Genomic DNA, 11,331 nt, shown 5'->3' on the forward strand with positions numbered 1-11,331 from the left:
AGCAGACAAATCCGTGATCCGGATCCAATCAGCTGAAGACTGAAAACTGTTTTAAGTTTGAGGCTGCAGATCAGGTCCGTTTCATACTTGTAACCTGTTCCCTCATTTTTCCACCTCTGTATGCGCGCTCAGATACGATTCCATCACACCAAACACTTCTTCTTTCAGCGCTGCCGTATTCCTTCCGTTTACTTCAACCGGTTTTAAAAAATGGATCTCGAGGGTACGGGGCAAAAAGAAGAACGGCTTATGCAGGGGAACCGCCTGCTTGGTGCCCAGGATCACGGCCGGAATAATCGGATGCCCCGTATCTTCAGCCAGCTTAAAAGCCCCATTATAAAAAGGCTTCAGCAATGCCTCCGTACGGTTCCGCGTTCCCTCCGGGTAAATGCACATATGCATGCCCTGCCGGAGTACCGCTTTCATTTTTTCGATGCTGCGCTTCCGGCTGGTTTCACTTTTACGGTCGACCAGTACAGAACCTTTTGTATAATACCAGCCAAAAATGGGGATTTTTGCAAAACTGCTTTTGGCAATGGTTTTATTGGGACCGGGGATAAATGCAGACGACAGGGGGATATCCAGCAAAGAATTGTGGTTGCAGGTAACCACATAACCGATACCCTTTTTAAAGTTGCCCGTGCCTCGTATACGGATACGGCAGCCGATAAGAAAGAACCATACATGCATCCATACCTTGGATACACGGATGAAGTAGGCGGTTGAGGCCGGTTCAGAAAACAGGTAAGAAATAAGTGCAAAAGGTAACACCAACAGGAAGGTGATCATAAAGGTAACCAGTGCCCAAGCCGCACAAACCCTGCCCGCTATTTCTTTAAATACCTGCATACTCAGCAATTATACAATCAAAAATAGCAGTTTTTGGTTCAGGAGCTTTGAATCTTTTGCGTAAAACCGGTCCTTTCTGAAGCCCCGCAAGCAAAAAGGCGCCGATTGTTCTATCAGCGCCTTATCCTTCTGTGCAGATTGATCTACCTACTTCCTTTACCACCGGTTTGACTGCAGATATTTTCAATAATTGCAATCAGCTCTTTTGAAATATTATTGAAGTTATCAAATTCATAGGCCTTTCCTCCGGTATTGTTGGTAATCAAATGTAGCTTATAATTGGCCGGGTAGGTTGGGTTTCCCTTAAAGGTGGTCAACAGGATGCATTGAACCCCCATACTGTTGGCTGTGGCGGCCAGGGCATCCAGGTAGGTATCATCTGCTGCGGTAGCATTATCATCATCACCGCTGGCCGGAGCATCAGTAATGATTACCGCCAGTTTTGTAATATTGCCGCTGCGCCAGGTTCCGGCAAACTGGTTACTGAGGATCTCATGCAACAGCAGGTCCCCAGGCTCCGGTCCCCCGATTCCGGCACCCAGTTTCATTGCCGAAGCATTGTTGATCTTTGCCAGCTGGGTACTAAACGTGGTTTTATTTGCCGGTGCAAATTTTTCCATCATCGTGAGGTACTGGTTGGTGGTGGGCCCGGAGGTTATGATCTTTTTCTGGCCGGCCGGCAACGCTACATAATCCGCAGCATTCAGGTACATGGGCAACGGGAAGCCGCCGCCTTCCTTTGTATATTCATCAAACAACGATAACGACAGGCGGTAATCGCCTCCGGATTCTGTTACAATGGTATTGGCGATATTATTTACCTCCTTTTTTACAGAGTCGATCGCAGGTCCCATGCTGCCGGTATAATCCAACAGAAAGGCTACATCCATACCGGCATTGCAGCCCTGTGCTACCGGCTCGGATGTTGTATAGGTACAAGCATCCGTTTTACTGCAGGATGCCAGCAGGTACAGGGCCATTCCGGCAAAACAGCTCATAACAACCGCCGGAACCGGATGCTTGATAAACGTGTATATTGTTGCTTTTTTCATTTTTCAGATTTTTAATGATCAGGAAATCAAATAAGGTTTTTGTCTTAAAAAATACCGTTGATGTATTAGTGCGTGTCAAACGGTTTCTCCGTACGCTTAATGCAGGATAAAGGCAGGTCCCGGCCGTTTTTAAATACCGGCCAGGCCCGCCGCTTTTTATCTGGGACAGATGACTTTCATTTCGGTACGCCGGTTGAACTGGTGTTCTGCCTCGGAACAGTTTACCCCATCGGCGCAACGGTTCAACAGCCGGGTTTCTCCATAGCCCTTCGCCACAATCCGGTCTCCGGCAATCCCCTTGGAGATCAGGTATGCCTTGGCTGCATCGGCTCTGTTTTGTGAAAGCGTTTGATTATAGGCATGTGAGGCCCTGGAATCGGTATGAGAAGAAAGCTCTACACGCACACCCGGGTTGTCATTCATAAATTGCACCAGCCGGTTTAGCTCGGGTTTAGCATCTTCACGGATAAAATATTTGTCGAGGTCATAATGAATATTTTCCAGACGGATCGCTTTATCACAATCTGCTACTTCCATACACATTTCCAGTTTTACAAATAAGGTGGTGTTGCGGTTATAGTCGGACGCGGCGATGTTCACCATTTGCGAAAAATATTTTTCCTTGCGACCAAACACGATTATTTCCGATTTCTGTTTCAGATGAAATAAAAAGGCTCCGCTGTTATCGGTTTGTGTATTTTTCTCAACGGAGCTGTTCCGGTCTCTAAGCACTACCGTAACGCCCGGCAAGGCTGTTGCGGTATTACATACCACTGCGTTCCCCTGCAGGATAAAGTTTTCATCTGTGTACAACAGTTCTTTTTGCAAAGTGCCGTTGGGAATAAACTCCGTTTCATTCGCCTTCGCGGGAGTTAAATCTACGGCATACAGCTTTCCGTTGATGGTATAAGCGCCGGGGGTCATATTCTGGAACACAACCACTCCAAAGGCATTGGTTATACCAGACCGGATCACATTGCCGCCGGCATCCTTTACCGCCACGTCCGTGTGCGGCAATATTTCCTTTGTATATTGATCGCGTGCCGTAACAGCCAATGCGTATACCTGGCAGGAATTGCAGGTGGCTACCGGTGGTACCACAGGCGCTGGCGTCTTTGTTTTTTTACGGGAAGGCAGGCGAAGGCTGATGCCGGCATAGGCCCCGATGGACGCGATATCGCAGTTGCAGGATTGATCGATCCTCCGCAGGTCCTTTTCTGTAAAAGAACGGACGCCTTTTTCATCCGGCTCAAAAGCCCGGTAGGCCGCCGAATAACCGGCCGGCCCAACCGCATCTCTCGTTTTGAAATGGCGCAGGTAATAAGCGCCGATATGCATGCCTATCACATCGTTAAAGAAGTAACGGGCGGTTAATGCCCCCTTTACGCTGAATACGTTGTTAAGGTTATACCCGCCATGATAATTCAATACCTGCGCTATCGAGCCACTTTTACCGGTAAGTGCCAGTCCGCCGCCCTTGATGGAAGCAACCCCGGCCCTTCCGTTCAGTTCCACAGCAAACCTGCCCTGGCGATCGGTATAATGCACACCAGGACCAACGCCATAAAAAACACGGGTGATGTCCTGTTTTGTTAAGGCAAAATCAGTGATCAGTACATTGTTGACCGGATCAAAAACCGAATCCGTGGGGTATTTGTTCTGCGGACTGTTTTTGATATAATCTACATCGGCGCCTACACTGAGCCATTTCCAGTAGTAACCGGCCGTAACGCCCGCGCTCAGACCGCCCTTATAACGGATATAAGGCGTATTGTTTTTGTAATCCGGAAACAGGTCGTAGCCACCGTTCAATCCAAAGCGGAACCCTTTGGACGGCAACCGGTCTTCCTGTTGCACGGGATGGGTTTGCGCAACGTTTACCAGGCTTATCAGCAGTAAGGATACTGCAAAAACAAGATAAAGGATCGATTGAGAAGCGAGCGGCCGGTGCCAGCAGACCGGGGTTAGAATTTTCGTTTGCATAGTATAAAATTTTAAATGATGGTTGTTGTTTTATACTATATCCGCCGATCTTCTTTTTTGTTACCCCTGTAATAAAAAAAATGGAGGTCCGGGAATGTTACCCTGTACAGATAGCACTTGCGGGGCTTTGCACTCATTGCGGTAAAAACAAACCGCAGAGAACAGGAGAACGGAGGGATCCGCGAAGAACGCAGGGATCCGCTGAACAGTGATCCGGCAGGATCCGACCCGGGAGCTTTTCGCAAATTGAGATTCAGGAATGAAATGCAAAGCACGCTACAAAACGCTGCTGGCTTGTGGCAAACGCAAAAACTTCGAGCGCTTAAAAGACATTGCAATTATGAACACTCCGGGGGCCATAACGACCCCTGTGGATTTCCTTGCGCCCATTGCGGTAAAAACAAACCGCAAAGAACAGGAGAAACGCAGGGATCCGCTGAGCAGTCATCCGGCATAGGAGCCCATCCCGGAGCTTTTCGCAACTTGCGATTCAGGGATGAAACGCAAAGCACGCTATAAGAAGCTATATGTCGGGATCGGATTGCTTATAAAGAAAAACAAGGGTTAGCTGATCATTAACCGGTTGTTCCCGGAAAGCACGGTAACCCAGCTTTTGATAAAGCAACAGGTTTTTAACGCTCTTACTTCCTGTAAATAGTTCATAGCGTGTAACAGGGGCCAGCGCCGTCTCCATTTGATACATCAGTTGCTTCCCGATGCCCTGGTTCTGGTATTCCGGCGCCACGATCAGTTTATGGATATACCCCGTAGCATCTTTCACATATCCCCTTACCGAACCGATGATTGTTTGCTCCTGCCAGGCAACCAGGCAAACCGAACCCTGCTCCAATTCGGTGCACAGCTCCTCCAGTGTTTGCCGCAATGGCTGAATCGCGTAATCATTGTAAATAGCAGCCTCCGATACATAACAACGCTTTTGCAAACGCAGCAATTCAGGCAGCTCCATCTTTGTTACAGGTCTGATGTATAGCATGAATACATGTTTTTCACGATTCTGTAGCAGCATACATTCTCTGGCCATGCCGGAATATACCAGCAGTGTGAATCATACCCCGTTGCGTGCAACCGGCTTGAGGGTACTATACGGTAGCCAGTTTGCTTAAAAAGGCAGCCAGCAATTCCATATCCTTTATACCCGGTGCTGTTTCAAACTTACTGTTTACATCCAGGGCATATACACGATTATTCTTTAGAAATGAATGCAGCTCTGCAATGTCATCCGGGCCGATGCCGCCGCTTAAAAAATACGGACGTTCCAGTTTTGCTTTTTGTAAACCCGACCAGTCGAATTTTTTGCCGGTGCCACCATAGGCCACCGCCTTTGTATCAAACAAAAACGCATCTGCAACCGGTACATAAGGCTTTGTGATCAACGCAAGATCTTCTTCCCCCGTAACCCTGAATACCTTTACAAGCTTCACCATGCCCTGCAGCCGGCTGCAATACTCCGGTGATTCTTCGCCATGCAGCTGTACCATATCCAGCCCGTAAGTGGCTATTTTCTCCAGTACTTCTTCCACCGGTGCATTTACAAATACCCCGGCTTTTTTTATGCCGGTTAGCAGCTTCAGTGCTTCCGGATCGATCTTCGTACCCACATACCGGGGAGATGGTGCATAAAAGATAAACCCGGCATAATCCACTCCCAGCTTCACCAGTTCCGCTACCTGCTGCAGCTGCGTCATTCCGCAAACCTTTACCAGCGGCCGGCTCATGCTTTTTCTTTTAAACGGTTTACAAATGCTTCAAATGCCAGCGGCGGATGTTCCTGGCGCATGAAATACTCGCCGATTAAGAAGCCCTTAAACCCGTTTTCCCGAAACAGCAGGATGTCTTCAATTTTATCAATACCGCTTTCGGCTATTTTTATTTTATCCTCAGGGATCTTTGCAGCCATTCTCAGGCTGCGCTCAATGTCTACTGAAAATGTTTTTAAATCCCGGTTATTGATGCCCACAATTTTCGTGGCCGCACAAACATGCTCCAGCTCCTCCTCCGCATGCAGCTCCAGTATGGTTTCCAGTCCCAGCGAGCTGGCGAATACCGCCAGCCGTTCTACTTCCGCCGGCGTAAGGCAGGCCGCGATCAAAAGAATGATATCGGCGCCCATCGATTTTGCCTCCACGATCTGGTATTCATCCACAATAAAGTCTTTCCGCAAAACAGGAATGGCATTTTTCCGCGCTTCGATAAGATCCGCAGATGAACCGCCAAAAAAGGCTTCATCTGTAAGTACCGACAATGCTGCCGCACCAAATTTTGTATACGCGCCGGTAATGGTGGCTACATCGGCATCCTTATTGATAAATCCCTTCGAAGGCGATTTCCGTTTAAACTCGGCAATGATCCCCGTGCTATCCGGAGCCTGCAAGGAGGCAGCCAGCGAACGCACCGGCGCACCAAACGCATCCGTTTGTTCCAGCTGCGCCACAGAAGTATGCACCTTTCTTTCTGCTACTTCTTTTCTTTTATATTCGATGATCGTATCCAGGATATTCATACTATTGTTTCAGGTTTAAGGTTTAACGTTCCAGGTTAGATTTCGTTTTATACTCGATGTGAGCACCCGGTTCCGGATGCCCGGGCTCATTGCTAAAAGCGAAAGGCGCACCACAGCTACTGCAACGCAATCAACCGCTGCAGGCACTGATAGGCCCTGCCCGACCGCAGGCTTTCTGTTGCTGCTTCAAAGGCGTCAGCATAGTTGGGATAAATACCCGTTACCTGCAGCGCCACCGCAGCATTTGCCAGTACCACGGCTTCCTGCTCCGGTGTTCCGCTTCCCTGTATGATATCGGAGAAGATCCTGGCAGCGGCCTCTATGGTATCGCCCCCCTTAATCGACTCCGGTTTTACTTCCATACCCCCCAATTCTGTTGCAGATAAGATCTGCTCGCCTTTTGCCGTAATGAGTTTAGTATCGCCCGTCAGGGAAATTTCATCATACCCATCCAATCCATGTACAATGGCAAAATCTTTGGACTGCTGTTGCATGAGGTAATTGTACAGGCGTGCCATTTCCAGGTTATATACACCGATAATGCTGAACGCCGGAAATGCCGGGTTTACCAGCGGGCCCAGCATATTAAAGAACGTACGTATACCCAGGTTCTTTCGTATCGGGCCTACATTTTTCAGCGCCGGGTGAAACTGCGGTGCATGTAAAAAACAAATATGGGCTTCTTCCAGTTCCCGGCGAAGCGCGGCATTGTCGTTCTTAAATTTATACCCCATCGATTCCACCACATTGGAAGAACCGCTGATGGTAGACGCTCCGTAATTGCCATGTTTGGTTACCTTTTGCCCGGTACCCGCTACAATAAAGCAAGACAGCGTGGAGATATTGAATGTATTCTTTCCGTCACCTCCGGTACCCACAATATCAACCGTATCCATTCCGTCAAATTCCATCGGCAGGCAAAGCTCCAGCAAGGCATCCTGGAAGCCCTGCAATTCCTGCAGGGTAATGCTGCGCATCAGGTATACCGTCATAAAAGACGTTACCTCATGTTCATTATACACACCTTTGCCGATGTTTACCAGCACATCCTTGGCGGTGGCCCGGTCAAGGGTTTTATGTTCAAATAACAGGGATAATATTTTTTTCATTTTATAAATATGACGCCCTTACAGGACTTTATAGGTTCGCTGCTACCGGGCAGCTTTGCTTTAGGTTCATTTTCAAATCATCAGATTACTGTTCCAGCCAGTTGCGAATGATCGTTTCGCCCATCGGAGTCAGCACACTTTCCGGATGGAACTGCACCCCCTGTACATCGTAGGTTTTGTGTCGCAGGGCCATGATCATGTCCTGATCGTCGACCGCTGTAATTTCCAGTTCCTCCGGAAAATTATCACGCGATACCACCCAGGAATGATAGCGGCCGATCTCAAACCGGTCCGGCATATTATGGAACAGGTTGCCGCTGCGCTTGATGATGGTACAACCCGTAGCTACTCCATGGTACACCTGGGGCAGGTTATACAACGTGCCGCCAAATGTTTCACCGATGGCCTGCTGGCCCAAACACACGCCCAATATCGATTTGGAGGGTGCATACTCTTTTATCAACGGCAGCAGTAAGCCGGATTCTACCGGGATGCCCGGCCCCGGCGACAGGATAATTTTGTCATACTGCTTTACTTCCTCCAGCGGGATCTGGTCGTTCCGGAACACATCCACTTTTTGATGCAGGATCTTTTCCACCATGTGCACCAGGTTATACGTAAACGAATCGTAATTATCAAAAACGAGTAATTTCATATCGGAATTTCTGATTTCTTAATTTTTTATTTAACGAAAGCCCACTTCACTATCGACCATTCACTGCTCAGGCTGCCATAAGCACCACCGTTCAAGGGTGCGACGCAACGGGGATGCCCTGTGTGCTGCAGCCGGGTTCATAAACTGCTTACAGGATCTTCTCCGCCTCCACAATGGCCTTCTTCAATGCCCCCAGTTTATTCGTTACTTCCTGCAGCTCGCCCTCGGGATTGCTGGCCGCCACAATACCACCCCCGGCCTGGCAGGTAAGGGTATTGTTCCGGCTTAGGAACGTGCGGATCATGATGGCCTGGTTACAGCTGCCGTCGAAGCCCATAAACCCGATGGCACCGCCGTAAAAACTACGTGCCGTAGGCTCCAGCTGGCTGATCAGTTCCATGGCCTTTATTTTTGGTGCGCCGCTCAATGTGCCGGCAGGAAAGGTTTTTCCAAAAAGATCGAAGGGATGCGTTTGCGGGTATACCGTTCCGTTTACTTCACTCACCAGGTGAATCACGTGCGAATAATAATGCGGTTCCTTAAAATGGCTTACGTGTACCTCTCCGCAGCCGCGGCTGAGATCATTACGGGCCAGGTCTACCAGCATTACATGTTCCGCATTTTCTTTCGGATCCGCCTGCAGCGTCTTTGTTTGCTCCGCATCGGTTTTATCATCACCGGTACGCCGGATGGTACCTGCAATGGGATGGATGGTGGCTTTACCGTTGTTGATGATCAGCTGCGATTCGGGCGAGGAACCCATTAATTTATAGTCGCCATAATCAAAAAAGAACAGGTAGGGCGAAGGGTTGATATTGCGCAGGCTGCGGTATACATTGAATTCATCACCCGTAAATTTTTGTGTAAAGCGGCGGCTTAGCACGATCTGGAATACATCCCCCCGGTGGCAGTGTGCGATACCGGAACGTACCATTGCGCGGTGGTCTTCATCCGACATATTCGATGCTTCCGCTCCTTCTTTGCGAAAGGGGAACACCGGAACATCCCGGCCCATGATCAGGGACTGCAATGCCGCCCGTTCGCTCTCCACGCCCGCTATTTTGTTTTCAAGGATCAGCATTTCATCCCTGAAATGGTTGATGGCGATCACGTATTGATATAACCGGTAGCGCATCAGCGGGATATCGCTGCTGCTGTTTTTAAACCGGCTGCCGGGTATGGTTTCAAAAAACTGGATGGCATCGTACGTGGTATAGCCATAGAGGCCCTGTGCATAACGGGCTTCCCTGCGCTCGCCGGGCGCAGCCTCAAACCGGCTCATAAAGTCGGCCAGCACGTCTGTTATCTTTTGACTGCCGGAGAGCCGGATCTTTTCCGCCGTATGGCCCGGCAATTTCAGGTCGATAGTATCACCCGAGATCATTTCAATGCCGGCGATGGCGTTTACCCCGATAAATGACCAGCTGTTATTGGTGGCATTGTTATCGGCACTTTCCAGGAGGATGGTATCCCGGAAACGGTCGCGCAGGCGCAAATAAATACCCACCGGCGTAAAAATATCCGCCAGCAGCGATTGTACTTCTGTTTGGATCTTTATTTTTTGCATAATTTATTTTCGTTCGATCAAAGAAAAACCCCGGTGAGTACCGGGGTTCAACTATATTGTTACAACATGGACAATAGCATTAACGCCCCTTGAAAGAGTTATTATGCCACCACCAATTGTTATTTTTAAAATTATTCATTTGAAGCAAATATAAATTTGAAAAACAATACCAGCAAATTTTTTCCGGTTTTGACGGCAATGTTTTTTAAAAACAGGTAAATTTAATCTATATTTGCGCCCATTCTTTGATCTTCTGAAGAAAGGTCCGCTGTCTTCTAAGTAGTAGATCATAAAAGAGCAAAGATCTGGTCCGGTAGCTCAGCTGGATAGAGCAACTGCCTTCTAAGCAGTAGGTCATTGGTTCGAATCCAATCCGGATCACATAGGTGCATTACAAAATGCACCTTTTTTTGTGCAAAATGCAGTCCCAACAAGCGTTTTGACAAAAAATGCATTTTAAACTACATTAAAACACTTCAAAGGAAAAAGGGGGCCTTCCGGGGGCCTAAAAGGAGACCTATCTTCGTAGGCCCCTCCATACAAATGCATACTGAGGGGGAATGTCAGCGTAATTTTTTAACGTTAAAATCCTTTTATATGATTTCGAAGAATCAAACATTAAGCATCTTATTTTACCTGAAAGGTAAAAAAGCCACTAAAGACGGCAAAATCCCCCATCTATATCCGGATAACTACTGACGGTAAAGTCTTTTGAGACTCCTGGGACAACATCACAAGCAAGCGTTAGCCTCTGCTCCAAATCACAGGCAAATAAATAAAAAGCTTCTAAATAGAAGTCAATCTGCAATGCCATTTTGACCTTATTCAGGCCAAGAAAGGTATAGCAACACCTGAACAGTAATAGATTTCCAATAAGCTAAAACGCAGCCAAAATGTCCCCTGTTCGCCAAAAACGAGAATAACCACGGTATTTTCTCCTTCTGAAGAGCCTGCCTGTACACATAATCAAAATATGATGCTCCAAAACTTTTAGTCAAGCGATGGTATGTCTCTGAACGCACTCCCATTTTATAAAAAGACGCGACGCGTAATAAATAAAAACGCTATAATCCCAAAATAACAGCATTGCACAGGCCGGCTATCACTCCAGGCTTGAATGCAGACTACGTTAGTAGTACGACCCAATTTCGATTATATCCATTTAACTAAATGGAAAAAATCGCTCAGGTCCTTTTGAAATCTAGTCAAGTCCAGCTGCTTTATTTTTTTACAATCTAAAATATCCTTAACGGAATTAATTATATCATTTGCCAAGTGAGGTTTAATATTCTCAGTTGTTAAATACTTCTGATAGTCTAGTCTCAGCTCATACTCGTAGGTTTTAGCCTCCTTTACAAGCTGAACACCCTTATAAATATATTCCTTCCTTTCCGGAGTATACTTAGGTTTTCTTTTTTTAAAAAAGGATCCAAAATCAGGGCCCATACAAAAAAGACATATATATAAAGTTTCCAGATCCGCACTATAAGAACGATCTTTTATAAACAAATTCAATTCTTCTTCAATAACATGAGCTATCGTTATTTTGTCCCCGATATCCCAGGAGTTCTCAAATGTAAAGTATATAGTCATAA

Annotated in this window: 11 protein-coding genes and 1 tRNA gene; 2 read left to right on the top strand and 10 right to left on the bottom strand. The window is 47.3% G+C overall.

Translation table 11 applies throughout. The annotated features are described in order from the left end of the window. Positions 1-102 precede the first annotated feature (102 nt). From LQ567_RS24925 to LQ567_RS24935, 3 genes are all read right to left on the bottom strand, one after another. The gene (locus LQ567_RS24925) at positions 103-849 is read right to left on the bottom strand and encodes a lysophospholipid acyltransferase family protein (RefSeq protein ID WP_231008642.1); all 747 of its coding nucleotides are present in this window, start codon (positions 847-849) and stop codon (positions 103-105) included. Positions 850-992: 143 nt separating this feature from the next. Then, the gene (locus LQ567_RS24930) at positions 993-1,901 is read right to left on the bottom strand and encodes a vWA domain-containing protein (protein ID WP_231008643.1); all 909 of its coding nucleotides are present in this window, start codon (positions 1,899-1,901) and stop codon (positions 993-995) included. A gap of 156 nt (positions 1,902-2,057) precedes the next feature. Continuing rightward, on the bottom strand, positions 2,058-3,884 hold the full coding sequence (locus LQ567_RS24935) for an OmpA family protein (protein ID WP_231008644.1): 1,827 nt from the start codon (positions 3,882-3,884) through the stop codon (positions 2,058-2,060). A gap of 259 nt (positions 3,885-4,143) precedes the next feature. On the opposite strand from LQ567_RS24935, the gene LQ567_RS24940 reads away from it, so the two are divergent. Beyond that, the gene (locus LQ567_RS24940; RefSeq protein ID WP_231008645.1) at positions 4,144-4,341 is read left to right on the top strand and encodes a hypothetical protein; all 198 of its coding nucleotides are present in this window, start codon (positions 4,144-4,146) and stop codon (positions 4,339-4,341) included. Between the two features lie 66 nt (positions 4,342-4,407). Here the strand turns inward: LQ567_RS24940 and LQ567_RS24945 are convergent, their stop codons facing one another. From LQ567_RS24945 to LQ567_RS24970, 6 genes are all read right to left on the bottom strand, one after another. Next, positions 4,408-4,878, bottom strand: a complete 471-nt coding sequence (locus LQ567_RS24945; RefSeq protein WP_231008646.1) for a GNAT family N-acetyltransferase — start codon at positions 4,876-4,878, stop codon at positions 4,408-4,410. Positions 4,879-4,984: 106 nt separating this feature from the next. Continuing rightward, positions 4,985-5,620: a phosphoribosylanthranilate isomerase gene (locus tag LQ567_RS24950; protein WP_231008647.1), complete on the bottom strand. Its 636-nt coding sequence runs from the start codon at positions 5,618-5,620 to the stop codon at positions 4,985-4,987. After that, complete coding sequence (gene trpC / locus LQ567_RS24955; RefSeq protein ID WP_231008648.1) at positions 5,617-6,405, bottom strand: indole-3-glycerol phosphate synthase TrpC; 789 nt, start codon at positions 6,403-6,405, stop codon at positions 5,617-5,619. Before trpC ends, LQ567_RS24950 begins: the two co-directional genes overlap by 4 nt. A 116-nt stretch (positions 6,406-6,521) precedes the next feature. Further along, a complete protein-coding gene (gene trpD, locus LQ567_RS24960; protein WP_231008649.1) occupies positions 6,522-7,514 on the bottom strand; it encodes an anthranilate phosphoribosyltransferase in 993 nt (330 codons plus the stop codon). An 85-nt stretch (positions 7,515-7,599) separates the two neighbouring features. Next, positions 7,600-8,169: an anthranilate synthase component II gene (locus LQ567_RS24965; protein ID WP_231008650.1), complete on the bottom strand. Its 570-nt coding sequence runs from the start codon at positions 8,167-8,169 to the stop codon at positions 7,600-7,602. Between the two features lie 148 nt (positions 8,170-8,317). After that, positions 8,318-9,736: an anthranilate synthase component I family protein gene (locus LQ567_RS24970; protein WP_231008651.1), complete on the bottom strand. Its 1,419-nt coding sequence runs from the start codon at positions 9,734-9,736 to the stop codon at positions 8,318-8,320. A 307-nt stretch (positions 9,737-10,043) separates the two neighbouring features. Here LQ567_RS24970 and LQ567_RS24975 point away from each other — a divergent pair. After that, positions 10,044-10,117, top strand: a tRNA-Arg gene (locus LQ567_RS24975). 771 nt (positions 10,118-10,888) lie between these two features. Here the strand turns inward: LQ567_RS24975 and LQ567_RS24980 are convergent. Continuing rightward, positions 10,889-11,329 carry a hypothetical protein gene (locus tag LQ567_RS24980; RefSeq protein WP_231008652.1) on the bottom strand — a complete coding sequence of 147 codons (441 nt, stop codon included), beginning with the start codon at positions 11,327-11,329 and terminating at the stop codon, positions 10,889-10,891. Between the last annotated feature and the right edge of the window lie 2 nt (positions 11,330-11,331).

This window comes from Niabella pedocola (assembly GCF_021044425.1).
Taxonomy (GTDB): Bacteria; Bacteroidota; Bacteroidia; order Chitinophagales; family Chitinophagaceae; genus Niabella; species Niabella pedocola.